Annotated in this window: 25 protein-coding genes; 5 read left to right on the forward strand and 20 right to left on the reverse strand. The window is 33.6% G+C overall.

Annotation, left to right across the window (positions count from 1 at the left end; translation table 11 throughout):
* Positions 1-278: 278 nt before the first annotated feature.
* The 16 genes from ACI9TV_RS11450 to folD form a co-directional block, all read right to left on the reverse strand.
* Entirely contained in the window at positions 279-794 is a 516-nt protein-coding gene (locus tag ACI9TV_RS11450; protein WP_415250937.1) for an exonuclease domain-containing protein, read from the reverse strand.
* The gene (locus ACI9TV_RS11455) at positions 791-1,060 is read right to left on the reverse strand and encodes a hypothetical protein (protein ID WP_415250938.1); all 270 of its coding nucleotides are present in this window, start codon (positions 1,058-1,060) and stop codon (positions 791-793) included. Before ACI9TV_RS11455 ends, ACI9TV_RS11450 begins: the two co-directional genes overlap by 4 nt.
* Before the next feature lie 31 nt (positions 1,061-1,091).
* Positions 1,092-1,832, reverse strand: coding sequence for a sulfite exporter TauE/SafE family protein (locus ACI9TV_RS11460; RefSeq protein WP_415250939.1), 741 nt, complete (start codon positions 1,830-1,832; stop codon positions 1,092-1,094).
* A 132-nt stretch (positions 1,833-1,964) separates the two neighbouring features.
* A complete protein-coding gene (locus ACI9TV_RS11465; RefSeq protein ID WP_415250940.1) occupies positions 1,965-4,766 on the reverse strand; it encodes an SdiA-regulated domain-containing protein in 2,802 nt (933 codons plus the stop codon).
* A gap of 271 nt (positions 4,767-5,037) precedes the next feature.
* Positions 5,038-6,435, reverse strand: coding sequence for a leucyl aminopeptidase (locus ACI9TV_RS11470; RefSeq protein ID WP_415250941.1), 1,398 nt, complete (start codon positions 6,433-6,435; stop codon positions 5,038-5,040).
* Positions 6,436-6,478: 43 nt separating this feature from the next.
* Positions 6,479-7,084, reverse strand: a complete 606-nt coding sequence (locus tag ACI9TV_RS11475) for an STAS/SEC14 domain-containing protein (protein ID WP_415250942.1) — start codon at positions 7,082-7,084, stop codon at positions 6,479-6,481.
* Positions 7,085-7,148: 64 nt separating this feature from the next.
* Entirely contained in the window at positions 7,149-7,382 is a 234-nt protein-coding gene (gene minE / locus ACI9TV_RS11480) for a cell division topological specificity factor MinE (RefSeq protein ID WP_415250943.1), read from the reverse strand.
* On the reverse strand, positions 7,382-8,194 hold the full coding sequence (gene minD / locus ACI9TV_RS11485) for a septum site-determining protein MinD (protein ID WP_415250944.1): 813 nt from the start codon (positions 8,192-8,194) through the stop codon (positions 7,382-7,384). Before minD ends, minE begins: the two co-directional genes overlap by 1 nt.
* Complete coding sequence (locus ACI9TV_RS11490; protein WP_415250945.1) at positions 8,185-8,796, reverse strand: hypothetical protein; 612 nt, start codon at positions 8,794-8,796, stop codon at positions 8,185-8,187. Before ACI9TV_RS11490 ends, minD begins: the two co-directional genes overlap by 10 nt.
* A gap of 15 nt (positions 8,797-8,811) precedes the next feature.
* Positions 8,812-10,011, reverse strand: coding sequence for a tryptophan synthase subunit beta (trpB, locus tag ACI9TV_RS11495; RefSeq protein ID WP_415250946.1), 1,200 nt, complete (start codon positions 10,009-10,011; stop codon positions 8,812-8,814).
* Positions 10,011-10,559, reverse strand: a complete 549-nt coding sequence (locus ACI9TV_RS11500) for an adenine phosphoribosyltransferase (RefSeq protein ID WP_415250947.1) — start codon at positions 10,557-10,559, stop codon at positions 10,011-10,013. The genes trpB and ACI9TV_RS11500 overlap by 1 nt, the downstream gene beginning before the upstream one ends.
* 17 nt (positions 10,560-10,576) lie before the next feature.
* Positions 10,577-10,909, reverse strand: coding sequence for a hypothetical protein (locus ACI9TV_RS11505; RefSeq protein ID WP_415250948.1), 333 nt, complete (start codon positions 10,907-10,909; stop codon positions 10,577-10,579).
* 178 nt (positions 10,910-11,087) lie between these two features.
* Entirely contained in the window at positions 11,088-11,522 is a 435-nt protein-coding gene (rpiB, locus tag ACI9TV_RS11510) for a ribose 5-phosphate isomerase B (RefSeq protein ID WP_415250949.1), read from the reverse strand.
* A 10-nt stretch (positions 11,523-11,532) separates the two neighbouring features.
* Positions 11,533-12,213, reverse strand: a complete 681-nt coding sequence (locus ACI9TV_RS11515) for a site-2 protease family protein (protein ID WP_415250950.1) — start codon at positions 12,211-12,213, stop codon at positions 11,533-11,535.
* Positions 12,200-13,012, reverse strand: coding sequence for a signal peptidase I (lepB, locus tag ACI9TV_RS11520; protein ID WP_415250951.1), 813 nt, complete (start codon positions 13,010-13,012; stop codon positions 12,200-12,202). The genes ACI9TV_RS11515 and lepB overlap by 14 nt, the downstream gene beginning before the upstream one ends.
* Positions 13,009-13,869, reverse strand: coding sequence for a bifunctional methylenetetrahydrofolate dehydrogenase/methenyltetrahydrofolate cyclohydrolase FolD (folD, locus tag ACI9TV_RS11525; RefSeq protein WP_415250952.1), 861 nt, complete (start codon positions 13,867-13,869; stop codon positions 13,009-13,011). Before folD ends, lepB begins: the two co-directional genes overlap by 4 nt.
* Positions 13,870-13,929: 60 nt before the next feature.
* Here folD and ACI9TV_RS11530 point away from each other — a divergent pair, with 60 nt between their 5' ends.
* From ACI9TV_RS11530 to ACI9TV_RS11550, 5 genes are all read left to right on the forward strand, one after another.
* Complete coding sequence (locus tag ACI9TV_RS11530; RefSeq protein WP_415250954.1) at positions 13,930-14,268, forward strand: c-type cytochrome; 339 nt, start codon at positions 13,930-13,932, stop codon at positions 14,266-14,268.
* Entirely contained in the window at positions 14,258-15,196 is a 939-nt protein-coding gene (locus tag ACI9TV_RS11535; protein WP_415250955.1) for an HpcH/HpaI aldolase/citrate lyase family protein, read from the forward strand. Before ACI9TV_RS11530 ends, ACI9TV_RS11535 begins: the two co-directional genes overlap by 11 nt.
* On the forward strand, positions 15,189-15,632 hold the full coding sequence (locus ACI9TV_RS11540) for a hypothetical protein (RefSeq protein ID WP_415250956.1): 444 nt from the start codon (positions 15,189-15,191) through the stop codon (positions 15,630-15,632). The genes ACI9TV_RS11535 and ACI9TV_RS11540 overlap by 8 nt, the downstream gene beginning before the upstream one ends.
* Before the next feature lie 105 nt (positions 15,633-15,737).
* On the forward strand, positions 15,738-15,977 hold the full coding sequence (locus ACI9TV_RS11545) for a hypothetical protein (protein ID WP_415250957.1): 240 nt from the start codon (positions 15,738-15,740) through the stop codon (positions 15,975-15,977).
* A 17-nt stretch (positions 15,978-15,994) separates the two neighbouring features.
* Positions 15,995-16,447, forward strand: a complete 453-nt coding sequence (locus tag ACI9TV_RS11550; protein WP_415250958.1) for a hypothetical protein — start codon at positions 15,995-15,997, stop codon at positions 16,445-16,447.
* Here the strand turns inward: ACI9TV_RS11550 and ACI9TV_RS11555 are convergent.
* The 4 genes from ACI9TV_RS11555 to ACI9TV_RS11570 all read right to left on the reverse strand — a co-directional run.
* On the reverse strand, positions 16,416-17,711 hold the full coding sequence (locus ACI9TV_RS11555) for a TolC family protein (protein WP_415250959.1): 1,296 nt from the start codon (positions 17,709-17,711) through the stop codon (positions 16,416-16,418). The genes ACI9TV_RS11550 and ACI9TV_RS11555 overlap by 32 nt on opposite strands.
* A complete protein-coding gene (locus ACI9TV_RS11560) occupies positions 17,704-20,832 on the reverse strand; it encodes an efflux RND transporter permease subunit (protein WP_415250960.1) in 3,129 nt (1,042 codons plus the stop codon). The genes ACI9TV_RS11555 and ACI9TV_RS11560 overlap by 8 nt, the downstream gene beginning before the upstream one ends.
* Before the next feature lie 9 nt (positions 20,833-20,841).
* On the reverse strand, positions 20,842-21,969 hold the full coding sequence (locus ACI9TV_RS11565) for an efflux RND transporter periplasmic adaptor subunit (RefSeq protein ID WP_415250961.1): 1,128 nt from the start codon (positions 21,967-21,969) through the stop codon (positions 20,842-20,844).
* Positions 21,970-22,344: 375 nt separating this feature from the next.
* Positions 22,345-24,075 (reverse strand): multiheme c-type cytochrome (locus tag ACI9TV_RS11570; protein ID WP_415250962.1); only part of this gene is annotated, 1,731 nt, incomplete at its 5' end.

Genomic DNA, 24,075 nt, shown 5'->3' on the forward strand with positions numbered 1-24,075 from the left:
GGGCATTTTTTCGTCAAAAAATGAGTTTGTTCGTCTGAATCTTAAGAAATATTCTTAATCTCGACTCTTTTAACTTATACAGAGCTAGTTCTTTCACAGTCTCTGTAGGTTTTGGAACTTTCTCTAAGTTTCAAACTAAATTGTTGAACTATGATACTATTTTAATGACTATCGTTTACTGACTTAAAACACTGAACAGTCTCTATACAATAACTAAATTAAGCGATAAGGATTGGAGAACCTGATTTAGTGCCAAATGCTTTGAGAAGATTCTAGTGCTACTGCATCTTATTTAAAATTTCTAAAGTCTTGGTAACATCATAAATGGCACTATGATACTGCTCATTATCAAATTCTATATTGTAATGTGCACAAGTCTCAATGAGCTTTGGATTTTTTAGATTACCTCTAATATTAGTAGCTTTAACAACTTTCTTATTTTCTTTCATAGTGCAAAAGTGCTTATCAAAAGAAACTAAATCGCCAATATGTCGCAGTTCAAATGAAATATTATGAGCAACTAAAGTTTTAGTATTTTTACAAAACTCTACAAAGTCAATGTCATCTTCAAAGTACTCTTCATAAGCTACATTTTTTCTTAGTCTCTCCAATCTATCAGGGGAGAGTTTATGTACTGCTAGTGCATGAGGATTAACTTCATATTCTGAAAAATAGTAACGATGAAAAGTATCAAGAACTTTATATGCATTATCTATCAGCTCAACACGAAAAGCAGCTACTTCTATTACATCATGAATATTCGCAGAGTTAGTTTCAAAGTCTAGTATTATCACTTGCTTCCTTCTGTTTTGATTGAAAACCAATTTTTGTCATTAGTTATTTGTTTTTCTTGTTTCCTCGCCACATCAATCAGTTGCTTAATAGCTGTAGCCTTTTTTATCATTTTATTTATAGGTTCTATTTGAGATAAATTGACATCTGGTTTAATATTTACCTTTGGAGTTTGAGTTTTATTAATTGGATTTATCTTTATCCAACTTTCATTTGCATGAAGTAAGCCTAAAGATATAAAACTAATTAAAGTGAGTATAGTTTTCATAACGAGATTATATCAGCATTAGAGGATAATTTTATTTTAACATCTCAAGCTGTTCATTTTTCATCATCTCAATTTTATCTTGAACCATTTCAGGCTTTACAATCATCATCGTACCCTTCGCTAAACTAAACACTCCATAAGCTATAACTAAAATAGAAGCGATACTTAGAGCAGTTTTTCTAAAAGAGCTTTTTTGAATGAAGCTTGCGATAAAACCAAAGGTAAAGAGAGTAGGGATAGTTGCTATTCCAAAGACAGCCATAACAAGCATACCTGAGAGCATTGAGCCACTTGCCAGTGCAAAAGTTCCGAAGATGTATACAAGGCCACAAGGGATAAAGCCATTAAGAACACCAAGACCGTAAAAACTTGGTAGTGATTTAGAGTGTATGAGTTTACGAAATAAAAAGCCATAAATTTTGTACTGAGATATATTTGCTTCGAGTGCAGTTAAAAATTTTAGTTTTCCCATAAGTGAGAGACCCATAAGAACCATGATTGTCCCAACAAAGATAAGTAAAATTCCCCAAGTAGTTAAGCTAATAACAAAAGCACTTCCTATAAGACCAAAGATAGCGCCGAGAATAACATAGCTTGTTACACGACCAATATTGTAAAGAAAATGTGCAACACCTTGATGTGCTTTTGACCAGTCTTCACCAATCTTCGCACTACTATATGCTAAGATAAATCCACCACACATACCGATACAATGTCCAACTGAACCCAAAAATGCCACTGCGAAAATAGTTGTATAATCAATTGTTCCCAAAATAGAACCTCTTTTTTTGAAGGAATTATGACTAAAGAGTATTAATTATGTGTTAGGAGAAAGTTTATCTATTTTAAAAATTGACTATTCAACTTGATAGTATAAAGAAGAAATCATTCTTCTTTACGAAAGTTATTTACCGGGTGAAGCAATACTTGCATTATCATCAGCAAGAATTGCATTATTTACACCAACTACAGCTGGAGTATACCGAACATCACTAGTTGATATGCCATCCCAAACGGCAGAAGTATAATCAGTTCCATTACCGAAAGCTTTTCCTACTTGTAATGTCTCTGTCGGGATATCCCCCGAGGTATTTTTTGCTGGATTAAGTGTTGCTATTTGTGTTGCATTGATATCCAAAACAGGTATTGAAGCTGTTCCATAGTTTAGTCCAGTAATAAATTGACCATTGGAATCAAATAAAACTACTGCATCACCTTTACCTAAACCTGATCCAGACTCAAGTAAAATATAGCTACCTGCTTCGCTAATATTCCAAATAGATTTAAAAATTTCTGTTGTTTGTTTAAGGTTTACAATTAAGCGTGATTCTGCTGGAATAACAACATGCTCTGGAAATTTTGCACCATCATTTATACTTGCAGAGTCATCATCATAAGTCCATTGTGATAAATTTAAGGAAGCTGTTCCAAAGTTATAAAGTTCAAAAAAATCACCACCATCTGATTTTGAGTTTACTTCACTGATAAGGAGTGCAGTGTTATTTTGAATTGGTATTGAACCTGGTGTTGAAATACTCAGTGCACCTGTTTTAGTTTCTGTTTGAGTTTTAGAACCAAAATCATTGATTGTAGCAGCTTTATAAGCGGGATTAGAAGTAGAGACCCCATTCCATACAGCCGATACTCCATCACTCGTATTTGCATCACCAAATGTTCTCCCTGCATGTGCTGTAATTGTTTCTAGTGCAGTTCCATCACTTTTTTTAGAAACCTCTATTCCACCCAAAGCACTTAGTGTATAATTAAACGAAGCAGCAAGAGTATTAGTCTCATCATATATAACCACAGCATCTCCTTTACCAAGTTTCTCTCCATTAGGGAAAGCTATGATATTAACATTAGCACCAATTCCCCATGTTGTTTTAAATGTACCTATATCATCTGTTCCAAGAATCGCGATAAGTACTTCTCCAGCTTCAATCTTCGTGCTATCTGGAAAAGATGCTGTGGAAGTTAAATCGGCTTTTGAATCAGTATATTTCCAACCTGTTAAATCAACAGCAGCAGCTCCAAAATTGTAAAGTTCATAGAAGTCTCCTCCTGTAGCTTTGGAGTTTACTTCTGTTATTAAGAGTTTAGGAACTGCCGGTGTCGCTGTCTCAAAATTAAGAGATATACTATCGTTAATACCCGTGTAATTATTACCAGCTAAATCTATGATTACACCTTCACTAATTTGTATATTATAGCTTGAGCCAAGAGCTAAGGTTGTACTTGGTGTAACAACAACATTTTTTCCACCAAAACGTACAAGCTCTGTGTCCGTAATATCAATTAAAACTTGAACTCCATTATTATCAGAAATAACCACATTACCTGTTCCAGCTATAACTGCTTCATTAAATGTGAATATAATTGAGTTGGCAGAAAAATTAATTGTGTTATCTTCAGGTATGGAGCTTTCTAATATTGGAGATATAGAATCAATAGCACCAGATGAGTTAAATTGTAGGGAGTTATTTGAAACGGCAATAATATTTTTATCGCCTTGTTTTAATACACCAGCATCATAAGTAATCGTATAGGTCGAAGTATCAACTAAATTACTAAGGTTAATAGTCATTGTGTTGCCTGTAAAAGAAACTGCTGGATCTGTAATAGAAATAGAATGTTTATCCCCTTGTGCATTATCAATTATTATATTTCCTTGACCAGCTGTAATTGTCTGATTAAATTCCAAACAAATATTACTGCCATTTGTAGGGAATTCACAAGATGGTGTATAAACAAACATTTGAGGGTGTCCATCACCTCCACCAACTTCATTAACAACATAAATGTTTTTATCTGAATCTATTGTTAAACCTTCATGTTGAGCATCTACCCCAACATCTAAAGTACTTTGAATATTACCTTCTCGATCAATTTTAACTACTTTTCCTTCTTTGGCACTAACAATTAAGATTTGATCATAATCTGGAGCATTACTTGGAAGTACATTAGAGAGTGCAGCAACATCATTTATAGCGGACATTCCAATCTTAGCAGGATCAAACATGTTTACGGAATTTTCTGTAGTTGGGCTACCATTACTAGCAGTACCAGTATCGAAATTTATTTCAGTTAAAAAAATACCTAGTGGGTCTGTTTCTTTTACAGCAATGAAAGCATCTGTTTGTGAATCAAAACTAAGGCCTTCCATACCTATGTTACCAATGGTTGTACCAAGTTTCACTGTTTTTACATTACTAACATTTAGGGTAGTATTTGCTACATAAGTAAATTTACTTACTTGACGATAACGTTCTTCACTAAGGGCGAACTCTCCATTTCCAATATATGCAATACCTTCAGTATCATAAAAGTCAGTCCCTTGAGGTTTAGTTGAATCAGATGCTAAAGTCATAGAGTCAATTAACTTACCATCCTTTGTGACTTGTACGATTGCAGTACTCCCATCTCCTAATATAAAAAGAGTATCAGTGTCTTTGTTGTAAGTTACTGCTGAAGCTTCTTCCGCTAATAAATTAGTACTTGTTGTATCTGGTATAGGTAAATTGTATTTTCCAGTTTCTTTATAGTTGGATAGGTCAATATAGTTTTTATTAGAAGCAATGGAAATTGTTGGTACTATATTAAGAGTAGTGAAATCTTCTATTTCAAAATTCTCTTTATCACTACATGCTATTAATAGTAAAGCAGTAATTGTTGAGAGTATAGTACTATTAGTTAATGAAAAGTTCATAAGTTACCTTGTTATTTTAATTTACAGAGGACAATTATAAATTATCAATGTTTCAATATAGTTACTAAAAATAAATAAAATGATTACGTAAAAGGATATTCTGCCCTTTAATCGAAAGGTGGAACTAAATGCTACAAGCTACCTGAGAAAATATATAATGTATCTGAGTAAAGAATATAAAAATATTGAGTTAGTTAAAAATAGGGGGTTTGAAAAATCACTTTTTTTGACAAGAATCAATAATTACTATGATCAATAGAGAGAACCCTCTCTATTTGATATTTTGTATAAAGTTACTTAACATTCGAACACTCGCTCCAGTTCCACCATAGACATTACAATCCCAAGGAGAGTCTGTATATGCAGAACCTGCAATGTCAAAGTGTAACCATTTGTCTTTGTTTTCTTCTTTGATGAATTTGTCTAAAAATAATCCAGCTGTTACAGCACCACCATAAGGCTTTGAAGCGACATTTGATATATCTGCTATACCGCTTTTAAGAAGTTTTTTAAGATGCTTGTTAAATGGAAGTGTCGCAGCTAACTCGCCAGAAGCGGTAGCTGAGCGCAGTACTTCATGTTTTAGTTTTGATGAGTGACCCATAACACCAGTAGTATACTGACCAAGTGCTACCATACAAGCACCTGTAAGTGTTGCGAAGTCAAACATATAATCGGCTTTTACTTTGTCTTGTGCATAATCAAGAACGTCACATAAAACTAAACGACCTTCTGCATCTGTGTTTCTCACTTCAACAGTTGTACCGCTTCTTGTAACTAAAACATCATCAGGTTTATAAGCATCTCCACCAAGCATATTTTCAACTGCACCGATAAACACATGCACTTCAACATCAAGTTTTAACTCACTTACTGCTTTAATCATTCCTAGAACAGCACACCCACCAGCTTTATCCATTTTCATTGTTACCATAGATGCAGCAGGTTTTAAACTAAGTCCACCACTATCATATGTTAAACCTTTTCCAACAAGGGAAATTACTTTTTTCGCTTTTTTCTTTGGCTTGTATGTAAGGTGAATTAATTTTGAATCATGTCTTGATGCACGACCAACTGCAAGCATAGATTCCATTTTTTCTTTACGTAATTCTTTTTCACCAAGAATCTCACATTCAAGTCCATTATCATATGCGAGTTTTTTCGCTAAGTCTGCAAAAGTAGGGGGATTTAAGTCTTCTGGAATCATGTTAACAATATCACGAGTAAAACATGTAGCTTCAGCGATGATGATTGCCTCTTCAAATGTGGATTGTACTTTACTTACATTGCCACAAGCAAGATATATATTGTTTAGTTTTGATTTTTTTGTGCTTGATTTGTATACGTCATAGCTATAACCACCAAGAACAATACCCTCAACTACAGCTTGAGTAGTATCTTTAGTAACAGTGAAACTTGCAGACTTGTAGTTTGCAGCTTTAATGGTTTTTATGGCACTACTAACAACACTTCTAATATTGTCGTTAGAATCATCTTCAATACCACAAGCTAAAATGCCTTTTTCATGTAAAAAACATGTAGTGTCTTGTTCTGCGGAAAAACCAGCCAAATTCAAAGTTTTGTACTGTTTATGCTTTTTTAGGTTTTTTGCATCTATAAACTCTACTGTAATATCACTATTTATCTCGTTTACTAAATCAATATTCATTATTCACAACCTTTTATTTGATTGTGATTGTACAATTCTTTTACTAATAGTTTTTATACATTCCATTTTTAACATCATCTTTTATTTCATCGAGTTTTTCGCTTAAAATATCTATCAATAATTCTGAAACATCTTGATCATTTGGTTCTGGAACATTGTAGTCTGTAACTCTCATATGAGATTTAAATAAAGATTCTAAGTCATTTCTAATGGAGTCTTTTCTACTATGTAAATCTTTTTCAATGGGAGTTGTAGGTAAAACTTCTTCTTGAGATAGCCATGCATACGCTTCATCGAAAGATTCGAAAAATCTAATTTCACCGCTTACAAACCAGTTTGAAATAGTAATGCCGTATTCTTCCCAGCTCTTAGTGCCAACATAAGCAATTTTTCTAAAAACACTGTCAAATTCTAATCCAAATTTAAAATCATCCCAAGCAGCTCTTAGTTCAAAACTATCAAGCTCAGTTCCATCTACAAGAATATTAACCTGAGGCTCTTTTACTGATTGTAATGAATCTCTTAGAATAGGGACCATTGCGTTGTAATCATTGTGTGTAAGGGTACCTGATACTTTCATTTTAATGAAAAAGGATTCGTTAACTCTACTGATGCCTACGGAAATCCCGTGTTCAATATGTGTGTCCATAATAGACTCCTCTTAATCGTGTGTATCTCTATTATATCACTTTTAAGAGGGAGTATGAAGTGTTCTAATTTTCTTCGAGTTGAATGTCGATAGATAAAGCTTCAACATCGCCTTGAGTCTCTTTCTTAATTTCTATAGTTTTTACACCAATATATTTTTTTACAACTTCAATGATTTCAGCTTTAAGTTCATCCATAAATGGATAAGCATCTGCATTTTCTCTATCGGTCATAATAGCGATAGTTAATCTATCTTTGGCAGTTGTTGCACTGCTTTTTTTCTTGAAAAATCCAAACATTATTTAAACATCCCTTTAAATTTATGAAGAATGCCACTTTTTGGATTTTCTACGTCTTGCATATCTATTTCTTGACCACAAAGACGGCCAGCTATACGTTCATATGCTTGTCCTGCCTCAGATTTTTTGTTTAAAATGATAGGCTTACCTTGATTAGATGCATCAATGATAGCTGTATCTTCAGGAATTTTACCTACTAAAGGAATGTTGAGAATATCTAAAATATCTTCACTAGCAAGCATCTCTCCACTTTTAACCATCTTAGGATTGATTCTATTGATAATGAGGTATTTAAAAACTTCTTCACCATCTTTTACTTTTTGTGATTTAGAATCAAGAATTCCAATCGCACGGTCAGCATCACGAATAGATGAAACCTCAGGGTTAACAACAATAATTGCACGATCAGCAAACTCAATAGTATGCTCATACCCAGTCTCAATACCAGCGGGAGCATCAAGAATCACATACTCAAAGTCTTTCTTTAAAGCAGTTATGAGGTTTAAAATTTTGGTAGAATCTAAAACAGATTTATCTTTTGTTTGTGAAGCCGCTAAAAATGAAAGATTTGGACTGATTTTACTTTTAATCAAAGCTTGTCTTAAACCTACTTCACCATCCATTACTTGCACCATATCATACACTACACGGTTTTCAAGACCAAGAATCATATCTAAGTTTCTTTGCCCAATGTCAAAATCAACTACTACACATTTTTTATCATTAAGTGCTATACCAACACCAACGTTTGCTGTTGTTGTTGTTTTACCAACTCCGCCTTTACCACTAATTACTGCTATTACTATCCCCAATTCGTTTCCTTTAATACTGGTGTTATTGTTATTTCGTTATTTTTTAATTCTACTCGATTTAATCTTTCATTTAAGTACGTGTTATCAACTTCTACCCCATGAAAAACTATATTGGCTTTTTGGGAAGACCTTAACATCATGAAATCACCGTTACAACGAATAGAACCTTCTACAATTTCAGTAATAATTAAATTACCTTCAATGTTGATTTTCCCTCCACTATTTACTCGATTGAGTAAGAGTAAATCACTCTCTATATTTAATTCTTGTCCGCTTCTTATTAGTTTATCTAAAACCTTTAGCGTTGTTTTTGCTTTAGGTACTAAAACTGGAATCTCTTCTTTTTTTGGAGTCTCTTTAGGAGTCTCAATTACCGGTTCTGGTATCTCTTTCACAGGTTTTGCTTTTTTAAATGCAACATTAACCATAAAATTAAGGTTTTTATCATGTAAATATTTTTCTATAAACTCATTTGTTTCACCATGAATAACAATAAGATGATTTTGAAAAATAATATAATTACGATCAAAAAAAGTTACAAACTCATCATTGTTTGTAAGGCTAACATCAAGGATCTTGACCGAAGATTGTTTTGTTTTCACTTATCTCTCTTTTGTTTAATCAAAATGCAAAATATCTTTTGCTTGCATCATATCTTTATCGCCACGACCAGAAAGGTTTACGATAATAAGCTTACCTTTAATTTCAGGCATTTTTTTCAGATAAGCAACAGCATGAGAGCTTTCAAATGCTGGGATAATGCCCTCTTTTTGAGAAAGCCAAACGAATGCATCAAGTGCTTCTTGATCCGTTGCATGATCATAGGTTATAGACATATTGTCATTATGAAAAGCATGCTCTGGCCCTATGCCTGGATAATCTAATCCTGCAGAAATAGAATGTGCTTCAAGGACTTGACCATCGTCATCTTGAAGTAAGTAAGACATTTGACCATGAAGAACTCCGGGACGACCTTTTTTAAGTGAACATCCATGCTTATCTGTTTCTATTCCAAGTCCACCGGCTTCTATACCGATACACTCTACCTCTTCGTCTTCTAAAAAGTGCTGAAACATACCAATAGCATTAGACCCACCACCTATACATGCAATTACATGATCAGGAAGTCTCTCTTCTTTTTCTAAAATTTGTGCGCGTGCTTCATAACCGATAATCGCTTGAAAATCTCTTACCATCATAGGGTAGGGATGTGGCCCAGCAACAGTACCAATAATATAAAAAGTATCTCTTGCATTTGTAACCCAATGACGAATTGCATCGTTCATTGCGTCTTTGAGTGTTCTACTTCCACTCTCAACAGAATTTACTTTTGCGCCAAGAAGTTTCATACGAAAAACATTAAGCTCTTGACGTGCAACATCTTTAGCACCCATAAATACTTCACATTCTAAATCGAGTAGGGCACAGATAGTTGCAGTTGCAACACCATGCTGTCCTGCTCCAGTTTCAGCGATTATTTTTTTGTAACCAAGTCTTTTTGCCATAAGTCCTTGAGCAATAACATTGTTCACTTTATGTGCACCAGTATGATTTAAATCTTCACGTTTTAAGTAGATTTTTGCACCTAGTTCTTCGGAAATATTTTGGGCATAGTAAAGTGGTGAAGGACGACCTACATAGTCTTTTAGGTAGTAGTGTACTTCTTCCCAAAAGTCTTTGTCAAAACGAATATTTTCGTACTCTTCTTTGAGTTTAAGAAGAGCTGGCATAAGTGTCTCTGGAACGTATCTTCCACCATGAATACCAAAGTGTCCATTTTCATCAGGGTCATATTTTGACGGGCTAGGAATATACATTAATCAACCTCTATAAGAGTATATACAGGAGCTTTTTCTTCAAGCTTTTTAATACCATCTAAAAATGTAAGACCCATTACAAAACAAGATTCTACACATGTAGCACCTGCTTGATTTATAAGATTCGCGGCTGCATAGGCAGTACCACCAGTAGCAATGAGATCATCTATCATAAGTACTCTAGCATTAGGTATTGCGCAAAATGCATCTATGTGAACTTCAACTTCATCAATCCCATACTCTAGTGAATATTTTTCACTAATAGTAGTGTAAGGAAGCTTCCCTTTTTTTCTAATAGGAACAAATCCAATACCAAGCATTTGAGCTAGGGCAGCACCAAAAATAAATCCACGTGCATCAATACCAGCAACATAATCTAAGTTATATTCTTTATATCTTTGGTATAGATGGTTCATCAACACACCATAAGCTTGGGCATTATTTAAGATTGTAGTTATATCTTTAAAAACTATCCCTGGTTTTGGAAAGTCTGGAATATCTCTGATGGAATCTTCAATTATTTTTCTTTCTGTTGTGCTTAGTATCACATTTATTCCTTTCTCAATTATAATAGAGCATCTATACGACCTTCAAGGGCCTTAATTTTACCATTGAGTCTATCTGTTTCTTGTCTATGTTTTGTATTTCTTGATTTAAGTGTTTTGAGCTCATTTCTCAGTTTTGTTAACTCTTCGCTGAGAATATCAACATTACCTAAAGCCCGTTGGAGTTGAATTTGGTATTTACGTATAAGGATTTCAGCTTCTTGAAGCGTTAGCTTCATTAAGTCATTACTTCTTTGTTCTCTGTTTGTAATACTTTTAAAGTAATACATCTTTACAAATAAAAATACATTCAATAACGATAATATTGTTAATAATGACCATTCCCAAAACATTTACGAAATCCTTTAATTTATTACATAAATTTAAGGGAACCATTCTATTCCCTAAGTACACTATCGGAAGTAATTCCGATAGCTACGTTTTGATGCTAAAGCATAACTTAGAAAAAAACTAAATTTTTTTCTGAACACTAGGTTTCCTTCGGCAGGAAGCCCACGGCATAAATACCTTCTAACTAGGTATTTCGATTTTTTGAATACGTCCACAATGTCTACCACCATCAAAACTACCCGCAATCCATGCATCAAGTATTGATTCAGCTACACCTTTTCCAACTATTCTCTCGCCAAAACAAAGAACATTTGCATCATTGTGTCCACGAGCTACCGTTGCTGTGTATGCATCATGACAAAGTGCTGCACGTATGCCAACATGACGGTTTGCTGCCATACTCATACCTATACCAGAACCACAGATAAGAATGCCGTATGTTCTTTCATCATCTAAAACTTCTTCACACAGTTTATGTGCGTAATCAGGGTAATCAACTCTATCAGTTGTAAATGGGCCTAAGTCTATAACTTCGTGACCTTTTTCTTTTAAAAGTGTAACGGTATAGTCTTTTAATTCGATACCTGCATGATCAGTTGCAACAAAAAATTTCAAATATTTCTCCTTAAGAATTTGTTAATAAGTTTAGTATAGTTTGTACTGGCATAAAGAGTACATAGTTTTTTAGTGGTGTCATTAAAATGACTAAGACGATGATTATTCCATATTTTTCATTTTTGTAAAAAAACTCAGCAACTTTATTTATCTTGTGTTTAAGTGCTAAGTGCATTACAAAATGTGCTCCATCAAATTGTGGAATAGGGAGTAGGTTAAATACCCCTAAAACTACATTAATGATAAGGAGTTGAAACACAAAGATATATGCGAATATATATACCAAGCTATCAGCGTTTGTTGGTTTGTCCATAGCAACAACAGCAATTGACGCTATTGCTGCTATGGTAAAGTTATATACGATTCCAGCTAAGTCAACTTGCATAGCACCGTTGTAGCCAGCATTACGGATAACAGTAGCTGTGTTGATTGGTACTGGTTTAGCCCAACCAAATAAAAAGCCACTTTCACCACCTAGTAACATAGGTAAAAAGTACATAGTTGCTGGAACAATGATAGTCCCAACTAAATCAATATGAATAAGTGGATTTATGGATAATCTACCTGCATTTTTAGCAGTTGTATCTCCATAAGCATATGCAACAAGTCCATGACCTATTTCGTGTCCGATTACAGCGATTGCAAGTGCTAAAACAGCAGCAACAATCTTGAGTATATCAATAGATTCCATGATCATCTTTATCTATTTTAAGTCTTTCTTTTCTTGCTAAATCAAGGTGATAGTCACCTTCTAAATCAGTTGGAGTCTTTCCAACTCTATCCCATCTAATTTCCCAATTTTTATCTATTGAAAAGTATACAAACCAAGGTGTACCTTCAATGTTGTCATACGGAACTGCACCCCAAAAACGGCTATCGTTTGAGTGGTCACGATTATCGCCCATCATGAAGTAGTTTCTATCATTTACTCTCAATGGAGCCAGTTTAAACAAAGGCATCATTTGTTCATGCCCTTGGTTGATGATTTTATCATCATGATGGATACCTTTATGTTCTTTCATATATGGATTCTTTACCCATAGTTTTGTTCCAAACTCAATAATTTCATATTCTTTAAAGTTTTCTTTTATCCATTCATCGCCTTCCTTATGGTGAAGGTATAGATTTTTATCCATCACAAAAAGCTCGTCTCCTGGAGTTGCTACACATCTTTTAACAAAGTGTTGCTTTGGATTATGCGGATATCTAAAGATTACAATATCTCCACGCTTTGGTTTGTCTCCATCGACAAGACGAAGTGAGTCGCTCCATGGCATAACAGACATCTCTAAAAAAGGTATATGAGGCATAGTGATACCATAAGCAAATTTCTTTGCAAAAAGGTGGTCTCCAATAAGGAGTGTATCTTTCATAGATCCACTAGGAATTCTAAATGCTTGAGCAATAAAAAATATAACAAAAAGAACAATGACAATAGTTCCAGGCCAAGAGTTTGAAAATGTATAAAATTTGTTTAAAGTTTCTTTCATTTAGCCATCTTTTGAGCGTTAACTTTTGCGGCTTTAAGTGTATTACCTAAAAGCATGGCAATTGTCATAGGACCAACGCCACCAGGACTCGGAGTTATATATGAACTTTTTTTACTTACATTTTCAAAGTCAACATCACCAACGAGTTTTCCTTCTTTTGTTCTACTCACCCCAATGTCAATAATTACAACGTCTGGCTTCACCATATCTTCTGTAATGAGATTAATAACACCAACTCCAACTAAGACAATGTCCGCATCCATAGTATGCTTTTTTAAATCGTCTGTAAATATATGACAAATTTCAACTGTAGCATTTTCATTTAACAGAAGTGCGGCCATAGGCTTTCCAACTATATTTGAAGCACCGACAACTACACAGTTCTTACCTTTTAATTCTATGTTGTACTCGGCTAAGAGTTTCATCACACCAAGCGGTGTACATGGAACGAAACCATCAAGACCGGTTGTGAGACGACCAACGTTATACGGATGAAAACCATCTACATCTTTTTCAGGTGCTACAAGTTCCAAAAGTTTAGTTGTGTCTATGTGAGAAGGCAATGGAAGTTGAATAAGTATTCCATCAACGTTTGTATCGTTGTTGAGCATTACTATAGTCTTCTCAATAGCCTCTTGAGAGATAGTCTCAGGCATATCATGTGTTATCGAGTAAAAACCAGCTCTATCGCACGCTTTTTTCTTCATGTTAACATATGCAGCACTCGCAGGGTCTTGCCCTACTAATACAACAGCGAGACCTGGAGTACATCCGCAAGTCTCTTTTAACTTTTTAACATCGCTCGTGATTTGTAACTCTATTTTTTTTGAAAGCTTTTTTCCATCAAGAAGTTGCATTTAAACCCCATAAATTATTTTTTTGTTATTATACCACTATTAAATTATAATAGGTTGAGAATGAAATATATACTTTTGCTTTTGCTATCACTTTCATTATCTGCAGAATCAACGTTTATAACTCCTCTTGAGTATGCTTCACAATTATATAAAAATCCAAGAGGCATAGGTTGTCAGCATTGTCATGGAAATAATGGTGAAGGAAAACTAGTAGCAAAGTACAAGCATGAAAATGAAGATAAAGAGTTTCGTGGTCCTGTAATCCATAGTATGAATTTTAAAGATTTTCATAAAGCCCTTAACAAAAGAAAAACTGGAATGCCTAGATATTTTTTAACAAAAAAAGAGGTTCAAGCACTTTTTTTATTTTTACAGCAAGAGAAGAAAAATGCAAACTAAACTTCTTGAAAAAATTGAGTTAGCATATGAAAATCGAGACTTAGAAGCTTTAGATGCTTTAGCGGTTCCTAGTTTTAGAGAAATAAACACAAAACAAAATTTTGCTTCGGTTTTGATGCTCTCATGTAATAATATTAAACATTTAAGTAAGATCCAAAGTCTTGATGCTGATTGTATTATGCTTAATCTTGAAGATGGTGTTTCTCTAAAGGATAAACCATTTGCACTTGCCTTATGTGCTATTTTTATTTCACGGATTCAAAAAAGTGACAAAAAACTTGTAGTGAGAGTAAATGCACTTAATGAAGGTGGTTATGAAGAGATTACATATTTAAATCAGTTTATGCCAGATGCCATAAGAGTTCCAAAGATAAAAGATGTAAAAGAGGTGCAAAATGTTTTAGCACTTTTAAACGAAGAAACAGAACTTCACCTCTCTATAGAAACATCTGATTCTTGGCATAATCTCTCGTCTCTATGTATAGACAAAAGAGTAACAACTTTTTATCTTGGTGTACTAGACTTATTTGCAGATATGAAACTCTCTCAATCTTTAATCAACCGAAATAACCCTACAATGCTTTATATCTTGTCTCATTTTCTCATTACTTGTAAATCAATGAATGTTAAACCAGTTTCGTTCGTGTACCAAGAATTTAAAAATACTGATGAGTTTAGTAAGTGGATAGAGTTAGAAAAAAGTATGGGTTATGATGCAAAAGGCTGTATTTCACCTGCTCAAGTTGAACTTGTAAATAAAACATTTGTAAACGAAGAAGCTTTGATCCAACGTGCGAAAATTATAGTAAGACTCTTTGAACTTCACTCCAGTGAGGGAATAACTGGTTTTGTAGACGAAGAATACGGTTTTATAGATGAACCGATTTATAAAGGTGCTTTGGCACTACTGGAGAATACAAATGATTAAAATAGCAATATCAATGCTTCTATTTTTTAATATAGATGCATATGAAGTACCAAAAGTTAAGATAAACACAGATAAGAGGCCTGAAATAGTCCTCTTTAAGGCTGAAAGTGTATCTGTAGATAAGAAGCTTTCCTACGATTTACAGTGGGATACAAAATATGCTACTAATGTGATGTTAACGTACTTTGGAAAAGTAGATAAATCAGGAACTGTAACAATTACAGAGGATGAATACAAACGTGGAGCGATTACTTTAACTGTTTCAAGTGACAAGAGTTCTTTTTCTGATTCTCAGACGATTAATAAAAATCTAAAAGCAGATGCTGAAGCTCCAATCCTTTACATTAAAGAACAAGAAGAAGCTAAAGTGCAATACTATAATAGTATGCCATCTAATCGTTTAGCACCACGACGTTATAGAAGATTACGACAATAAGACGATAAGTTTAAGGTAATACCTCTTCCTTGCTTTAGCAAACATTTCTATTTATTATTTTAAGTACGATTTCATAAGTAGAAATAACTTATAGTAGGAAATAACATGTTACGTATATCTATCAAGATAGGTGCACTTTTTATACTCATTCTTCTTTTGAGTGCTTGTGCTACAAAATCTCAAGATACTCTTGTAAAACCAGATGATACAACAGCAAATATAAGTGAAGGCTATGAAAATATAACTAGCTTTGCATCTTTTCAATCGACACCAAACACACCACCACCTTCTATTATAAGTGATATAAAAAAGCTTAAACCTTCACCGTTCAATACAATCATATAGAAGTTGAAGCAGTAAAGATGATGCTTTTAGATGAGCAATCAAAAAAAATAAGTAAAAAACTTGTACTAGAGATTTCTGAGTATTTTACAAAAGGCTTAGATAAAGAGTTAAATAAAGTTATACAAAATAATAAAGGTAATAAAACATTACTATTAAAAATAGCATTCCTTTCTATAGATGTAAGTTATAATGATTTATCACTGCATCAGTATTTACCTTTTGGTTTAGCCCTTAAAGCAGCGCTTAGAACTACAAGTTTAGAAAAAAGAAAGCTCAGAGTTCATCTGGCTTTAAGAATGTTAGAAAAAGACACAGATGAAACTATCATCATGCTTATCGATAAAAATATCGTAGATGATGTAGATAGCTTTGAAGAGTTTACATTTGAAGATATTAAACCGCTTTTAGATACTTGGATACAAAGATATACACAGAGATTTAAAGGTTTAAATACTTCACCTCACCAATAGAATATTCTAGCTGTGCCTTAGCATCAAGATAGTTATAGTAATTATCTATCAAGTTATTTTTTGATTCTGAATACTCAAGTGTAGCATCACTTAGCTCCACAGAATCACTGATTCCAGCTTTATATCTTTGCTTAGCTAAATCTAATTTTTGCGCAGCTAACTCAACTGTCAAGAAAGATATTTTTATACTCTCTTCACTTGATTTAACTTGTGAATACGCAATATCTATACTCTTTTTAATTTCAAGTTTTTGTTGAAAAAGTTCTTGCTTAAGAGTGGAAAGGGTTGCAAAGTTATTTTTTATATTTGCCTCTGTAGTATTTCCTGTATATACATTCCATTTCAAATAAACTCCAGCACTTATCTGTTTTGTATTTAAAGAGGCTATCTTATCAGAATCCTTATTACTATACATTGCATCTAGCTCTACGCTAGGGTAGTACTCTGATCGTATACTTTGGAGCTGGTATTGTTGCGCGTCTATTTGCTTTTCATAGAGTTTAATCTCTGGTCTATTCTTTAAACCACTCTCTTTTAAACGTTCAAGTTGAACATTCATTTCATCAACATGACTAGCTATTTCGATAATATTTGAATCTTTTTTTATCTCATAACTTTGTTTAGCATCTACTCCAATGATTGAAATTATATTCGCTAATGATTCTTTAAAAGAATATTTTGATTCTAAAAGCTTTAATTTTGAGTTTGATAGTTGAAGTCTCGCATCTGTTACATCTATTAAAGTTCTTATACCAGCTTCATGATAAGCTTGAACCTGTTCTAAACGTAATTTGTCTATCAGTATCATCTCTTCATATAAACTAATCTGTTGCTGTGCTTTTAAGATATTGTAATACGCTCTTTTAATCTCTAGTACCGTAGAAGATATATTGGCTATAGTTTCTTCTTTTGAAGCAGAAAAATTTTCTTCAGCAGATTCAATACTTTTACTTGTCTTGCCAAAGTCATAGAGTAGTTGATTTGCACTTAAAGATAAACCTTTAACAGTATCATTCACTTGGCTTAAGCCACTATCTATATCGTACTGTGCTACTTCACCAGTTAGAGATACTTTAGGGTAGTAGCCTGCTTGGGCAATATCTAGGGAAGCAGCTTTTATTTCTTGTTTGTATTTACTTATTTTTATATTAGAATTATTGTTAATTGCTAGATCAATTAACATATCTAAACTTATCTCTTTTGCCTCTATAGACATACTCAAAAAGAATATAGGCAATAGTAATAATTTCTTTTGTTTAAACATTTTTCTTTACCTTTTTTTCTCGTAATCTTTGTAACACTACAAATAATACAGGAGTTAGAATAAGTGTAAGTATAGTAGACATTAACATTCCACCAAAAACGGCAGTACCAAGAGACTGTCTTGAAGCTGCACCTGCACCAGTAGCAAATACTAATGGTAAAATTCCAAGTAAAAATGAAAAGACTGTCATTAAAATAGCCCGTAATCTTTGAACAGAAGCTTCAATAGCACTTTGGACTATACTCATACCACCTTCACGTAATTCTTTTGCAAATTCTATAATTAGAATGGCACTCTTAGATGACATTCCTATGAGTAAAACCAATCCTATCTGCGTATAGGTATCATTTAATAAACCAGCATACATATTTGCACCTAATGCTCCAAACATTACTACAGGGATAGGAAGCATAATCATTAGTGGCATCATCCAAGACTCATACTGTGCTGCTAAAAATAAAAATACCATAAGCAAAGACAAGGCAAAAATATACATAGCTGCATTACCTGCTTCTTTTTCTTGTAATGTCATACCTGAAAACTCATAACCCAGAGAACTTGGAAGAGTCTCTTTAGCAATTTTTTCTAGGGCAGTTATCGCATCTCCGGAACTATATCCTTCTTTGATATTATGCACACCATTAATAGCAATACTCTGGTAACCATTAAAGTGAGTAATTGTATTTGCTCCACTTATTTGCGAAATTTTAACTATTGTACTTAGGGGTATACTTTCGCCCTCAGCATTTTTAACAAAATAATTACCAATAGCATTCTTGTTTTCTCTATACTGTTGATCTGCTTGCATAAATACTCTGTATGTTTTTCCAAATTTATTAAAGTCATTGATGTAGACAGAGCCTAAATATGTCTGCAATACGGTAAATACATCATTTAACTTGAGATTTAGTGAAAAAACTTTTTCTCTGTTTATATCAATATGAAATTGAGGGTAGTTACTCTTGAATGTTGTATACGCCATCATAATTGCATCATCTTCATTAAGCTTTTTAATCATAGTGTTCGCATGTGATTCAAACTCTTTAAACTCTAAGGACGATAAGTTTTGTAGTTTCATTTCAAAACCACCAACTGCTGAGAGTCCAGGAATAGAGGGCATACCAAATACTCGTACATTTGCATCTACTATCTCTGTATTAATTCTTTTCATAAGAGCTTTGGTAATTCCATCTATAGAGGTCTCATAATCTTCTCTCAGTGACCAATCATCTAGTACTAAAAATATTGTAGCCGTAGATGAATCCATAGAACCTGTTATAAGATTAAACCCAGGAATGCTTAGTGCATCACTTACACCTTTAGTTTCTAAAATTATATCTGTAACTCTTTGTGAGACATCATTTGTAAGGTTGAATGTAGTTCCCGGTTCTAAAGATATTGATGCTACTAAAGTACCTTGATCTTCATTAGGAATGAATCCAGTTGGAAGTATCTTAAATGCAAAGTATGTCCCAGCAAGTAATACAATATATATTATTATTACAAGGTACCAAAACTTAATCATTTTTTCTAGTAATTTTACATAGATTTTTTTAAAACTTTCAAGCCCACTGTCAAACTTTCTAAAAATAAAGTTTTTCTCTCCAGACCCTCTTCTTTTAAGTATGCTTGCACAAAGAGCAGGGGAAAGAGTAAGTGCTGTAAGAGAGGAAATAATAACAGCAAAGGCTATAGTTAGGGCAAATTGTTGATATAAGGCTCCTGAAATCCCAGGAATAAATGTAACCGGGATAAATACAGCTAACAAAACTAAGGTCGTAGATATAACTGGAGTAAAAACCTCTTTCATAGCTAATTCAGTAGCCTCATCAAGGGTAATATCTGGATTTTTATCTAAGTTAGTTTCTACATTCTCAACAACAATAATGGCATCATCTACAACAATACCAATTGCTAAAATAAGTCCAAAAAGTGTTAATGTATTAATAGAAAAATCGACAGCTAAAAGTAAAGCAAATGTTCCAATTAAAGATACTGGAATTGCAACAGCTGGAATAATAGTAGTTCGTACAGATTGTAAGAAAAAGTATACTACTAAAAGTACTAAAATTAGTGCTTGAAAAAGGGTTACAATAACTTCATCAATCGAAACTTCAACAAATCTGGTCGTATCATAGGTTGGTTTTACTTCCATGCCCTCTGGGTACTTACTAGATAAATCCTTTATTTTTTGCTTTACCTTTTTTGCGACATCAAGAGCATTTGCATTAGGAAGTTGATATATTCCTAGAAGTGCTGTTGGCTCATTGTTGTGACTTGCACTCCATGAATACGTTTCAGATCCGAGTTCTATTCTTGCAATATCTTGAAGTGTTACCTTTGTTCCATCTTTATTTTCTTTAATAACAATATCGCCAAAACCTTCTGGTGTATCTAACCTTGTTTTAGAAACTAAAGTGTATTGAAACTTATTACTTGCACTTGAAGGTGAACTACCTACTGTACCAAGAGCTGCTTGAATGTTTTGCTCTTTTATTGCGGATATAATTTGATTGATTGTTAAATCAAAACTAGACAGTTTATCTGGGTTAATCCAAATGCGCATAGAGTATTTTCTTTCACCCATATTTTGGACATCACCAACACCATCAATTCTTTTTAACTCTTCCATAATATTTAGACTTGCAAAATTAGAAAGGAATAGTCCATCGTGTAAAGGGTTTGTAGAACTCACAGTTAACATTTGAACCATAGATGTAGATTTTTTCTTTGTTGTCACACCTTGCTGTTTTACACTTTCAGGTAATCTTGGTGTTGCAAGAGCAACTCTGTTTTGTACATCAACAGCAGCTGTATTCAAATCATAACCAGACTTAAAGTACAGGTTTATACTAGAACTTCCATCTGAAGATGAAGTTGAGTCCATATAAATCATACCCTCAACACCATTTAGCTGCTCTTCTAATATATTTGTGACTGAAGTCTCAACTACATTAGCACTTCCTCCTGTGTAACTTGCTTTTACTTGGATTGTGGGAGGCGTCATTGACGGGAACTGTGCAACAGGCAAGATAAACATAGCTATAGCACCAACAATAACAATAAAAAGTGCGATAACTTTAGCAAAAATCGGTCTATGTATAAATAATATTGAAAACATTTATAAGCCTTATTTTTTTATCGGATTTTCGACTGTTTTTGCATTTACAAGAAGATTATTTCTAAGTCTTGTAATATTACTTACAATCATTTTATCACCTTCTTGTAAACCTGATTCGACAATTGCTAAAGAAGTATTTGAATATTTAAGTTTTATTTGTTTTGTTTCTATTTTGTTATTGGCATTTACAACATATACAAAAGAGCCTAATTGATTTTGACCTATGTTGTCAGGATGGATTCCAAGAATGGAAATTTTGTCTGTAAGAAGTAATTGTATTTCTACAAATGTACCTGGAAGAATAATATTGTCTTCATTTTCTATAATTGCGCGCATATTAACTGTTCCAGTTGTTTCATTCGCAAAGTTATCTATAAAGTCTATCTTTCCATGAAGTTCTACATCCGTACTACTATCAAGTTTTATAAGTACCTTGGGATTTATTTGGGAACGATATTTTTTTATAAGTGACACAGTATTTGCACTTGGACTAAAGTTTACATATAAAGTATTAGCATTAACAATACGGGTTAAACTTGTACTATTTGCAGAAACTAGATTTCCTCTACTAATACTTTCTTTACCAACAAGTCCATCTACTGATGCCTTAACTTTTGTATGCTCTACATTTAATTGTGCCTGTCTTACAACTGCTTTATCAGCATCCACTACTGCTTGAAGTTGTTCTACATTTGCTTTGAGTTCATCAAGCTTTTCTCTAGGAACAAGATCTTTTTTGACTAAAGGTGCATATCTGTTTAGCGTAGCTTGTGCTAGACCTAAACTAGCTTTGTCTTTTAACAAAGTTGCTTTTTTTTGTTCTAGTATAGCCTTGTATTCACTGTCATCTATTTTAAATAGAATTTGATTTTTTTGTACTGCATCTCCTGCCTTAAAATAGATCTTTTGAAGTTCACCACTTACTCGAGAAACTACTTCTACATCTTGAAAAGCTTCTGTTTTACCAGAAAAATCTATCCAAATGGGATATGTTTGTCTTTGTAAAGTATGTATATCTACGTCTACCTTACGTACTTCTTTTACCTGTGCCGTAGTATCTTTTTTAGACTCACAAGCTACAAAAGATACCGTTAAAAAGACTAAAACACTCAAGCCCATTATTTTATTCAGATACATAGACAACTCCAAAATTATTTATAAAACATTATAACTTAATTAAAAATACGGAGGTTTATAAACTCACTTTTTTTGATAATTTACTAGATAGTAATCCACCAAAGTTATCTTCAAACCTTTACTAATCCCACGATGCAAGCTAATCATATTTTTCATGTGTAAGAAGACTCCACCTTCGAGTGCATTCGTCGTATTCGGTATGTGTAGTTTTTTATTATTTTTGTAAGTGAAAATATAAGGTAAGTTTGTTCGCAAACTTTTATAAGCAGCTCTTATTTTAGAATGAGTATAATGCAGTTTTCCAGTAGTAGATGGAACACTTTTTTCCTCTAAAAATATATATCTAGCATCAAAAGATACTAGATATTTACTAGTCTACCATTCTTTACCATGGCAGTCATAACAACCAACTACTTCACCTTTTGAATAGTTTTTTGTTTTTCCATCTGCGTCAAATGTTCGTGCAGAAAATGTTTTGGATAAAACAGAGCCTCGGTAATCACTTCCATGACATGTAGTACATTGCGCAGAATTCCTTTCTGCTATATCTTCATGTGATTTAACCCAAGACTGACCAACTGTATGCATTCCGTGTGGACCACCAGTAGTAGTACTTGGAGTTGTAGTGTGACATGCTGTACATTCGGCTATAGTACCGCTATGACCTTGAATTTGCTCACTGATGATATTGTCTTGAGCATGGCTTGTTGGAAAAACAGCATGTGTAGAACCATGACAAGAAGAACATTGTAAATCACCATGTCCTGTACTATATCTATATAAACTCACCCCAGGAGAAGGAGTATTTGCATTTGTTGCAAATCTATTATCTAGTACATCTCTTAAACTACCATTTACTAATGCAGACTCATGTCTTTGAGCATTTTGATGACATACTTGACAATTTGGTTCATCTAGCCAGCCAGTTCTATCTGTATTACCAACATCATGCATAGTACCATGACAACTTTGACATTGCATCGTTTGGTTTCCATTTGCATCTTTTGCATCTCCCATTGCTCCTCTAAGACATTCTGTTTCTCCACCAGGGTGGCAAGTGTAACATGATGTTCTATTTTGAGAATTGTCTAGAGCTAAACCATTAGTTGGATCTAAGACACTAGCATGTTTTGCATGTAGAGCAGTTGTTAATGCTTTAGCATTCCCAATATTTGTTGTTCCTAAAGCATTAGAACTGTGGCAAGCTGCACAAAGAATTGGTGTACCAGCTTTTGCCGTGTTATATAAACTAGACTGGTAGGTATAGCCTTTAGCACTTAAGCTATTTAGATCGGTTACATTGATAGGATATTTTTCATCATGAAGCTTTAAAATATTATATTTATAATCTTTTAAAATATCTGAATTATTTTCCCATCCAGCAATTGGTCGGGCATCAGTTGATGTTACCGTGCTAGCATGACATTTACCACAATCCATTTCATCACTTACTGGAAGTACTACATCTGCTGTTGCTAAAGTAGCTCCATCCGTATCCTTCGCAACCACTCTTACCATAGGGTAATAGTTAGTTGTATTAGTATCATCTCTATTTACGATTGGGATACCATCAGCTTCCCACCAATTATGAATTGTATTGTAAGCCATAGGACTTGGAATTGTTGAAGGAGTTTTATTTCCAGTGAGTCCAACATCATTAGTACTTGTTACCCCAGGAAATAGAGATGGCAAATAATCCCAAAAATTTGTTTTATCACTACTACTTGTATTTATATTTCCTGCATACGCTAATGACTCATACGTTAAAGTCACTCCGGCTGTGATATGTTTATTTGAAGTGCCATCTTTTTGAATTAGGTGTGCATTTAAATTGTTGTAAGGCGGAAGTATAGAAAAAACAGAAAAATCACTACCATCAAAACAATGCATACCTAAATCATTCCATGCTAATAATGTATACGCTCCTGTTGTAGTTGGTACGGTTGGTGTCGTATTGTTTCCTTCATTATTGTTCTCATTTGAATCTTCATCATCTTTGTCATCATCTTTGTCATCATCTTTGTCATCATCTTTGTCATCATCTTTGTCATCATCTTTGTCATCATCTTTGTCATCATCTTTGTCATCGTCTTTGTCATCGTCTTT

Source organism: Sulfurimonas sp. (genome assembly GCF_047622445.1).
GTDB lineage: Bacteria > Campylobacterota > Campylobacteria > Campylobacterales > Sulfurimonadaceae > Sulfurimonas.

Bases quoted from the DNA above. Each gene is read 5' to 3' on its own strand.
- ACI9TV_RS11565 (WP_415250961.1), bottom strand. From the start codon at position 21,969: ATGTATCTGAATAAAATAATGGGCTTGAGTGTTTTAGTCTTTTTAACG.
- ACI9TV_RS11515 (WP_415250950.1), bottom strand. From the start codon at position 12,213: ATGGAATCTATTGATATACTCAAGATTGTTGCTGCTGTTTTAGCACTT.
- ACI9TV_RS11475 (WP_415250942.1), bottom strand. From the start codon at position 7,084: ATGGACACACATATTGAACACGGGATTTCCGTAGGCATCAGTAGAGTT.
- ACI9TV_RS11530 (WP_415250954.1), top strand. From the start codon at position 13,930: ATGAAATATATACTTTTGCTTTTGCTATCACTTTCATTATCTGCAGAA.
- ACI9TV_RS11560 (WP_415250960.1), bottom strand. From the start codon at position 20,832: ATGTTTTCAATATTATTTATACATAGACCGATTTTTGCTAAAGTTATC.
- ACI9TV_RS11455 (WP_415250938.1), bottom strand. From the start codon at position 1,060: ATGAAAACTATACTCACTTTAATTAGTTTTATATCTTTAGGCTTACTT.
- trpB (WP_415250946.1), bottom strand. From the start codon at position 10,011: ATGTATATTCCTAGCCCGTCAAAATATGACCCTGATGAAAATGGACAC.
- ACI9TV_RS11470 (WP_415250941.1), bottom strand. From the start codon at position 6,435: ATGAATATTGATTTAGTAAACGAGATAAATAGTGATATTACAGTAGAG.
- ACI9TV_RS11465 (WP_415250940.1), bottom strand. From the start codon at position 4,766: ATGAACTTTTCATTAACTAATAGTACTATACTCTCAACAATTACTGCT.
- ACI9TV_RS11505 (WP_415250948.1), bottom strand. From the start codon at position 10,909: ATGTTTTGGGAATGGTCATTATTAACAATATTATCGTTATTGAATGTA.
- minE (WP_415250943.1), bottom strand. From the start codon at position 7,382: ATGTTTGGATTTTTCAAGAAAAAAAGCAGTGCAACAACTGCCAAAGAT.
- lepB (WP_415250951.1), bottom strand. From the start codon at position 13,012: ATGAAAGAAACTTTAAACAAATTTTATACATTTTCAAACTCTTGGCCT.
- ACI9TV_RS11545 (WP_415250957.1), top strand. From the start codon at position 15,738: ATGTTACGTATATCTATCAAGATAGGTGCACTTTTTATACTCATTCTT.
- ACI9TV_RS11535 (WP_415250955.1), top strand. From the start codon at position 14,258: ATGCAAACTAAACTTCTTGAAAAAATTGAGTTAGCATATGAAAATCGA.
- ACI9TV_RS11540 (WP_415250956.1), top strand. From the start codon at position 15,189: ATGATTAAAATAGCAATATCAATGCTTCTATTTTTTAATATAGATGCA.
- folD (WP_415250952.1), bottom strand. From the start codon at position 13,869: ATGCAACTTCTTGATGGAAAAAAGCTTTCAAAAAAAATAGAGTTACAA.
- ACI9TV_RS11555 (WP_415250959.1), bottom strand. From the start codon at position 17,711: ATGTTTAAACAAAAGAAATTATTACTATTGCCTATATTCTTTTTGAGT.
- ACI9TV_RS11550 (WP_415250958.1), top strand. From the start codon at position 15,995: ATGATGCTTTTAGATGAGCAATCAAAAAAAATAAGTAAAAAACTTGTA.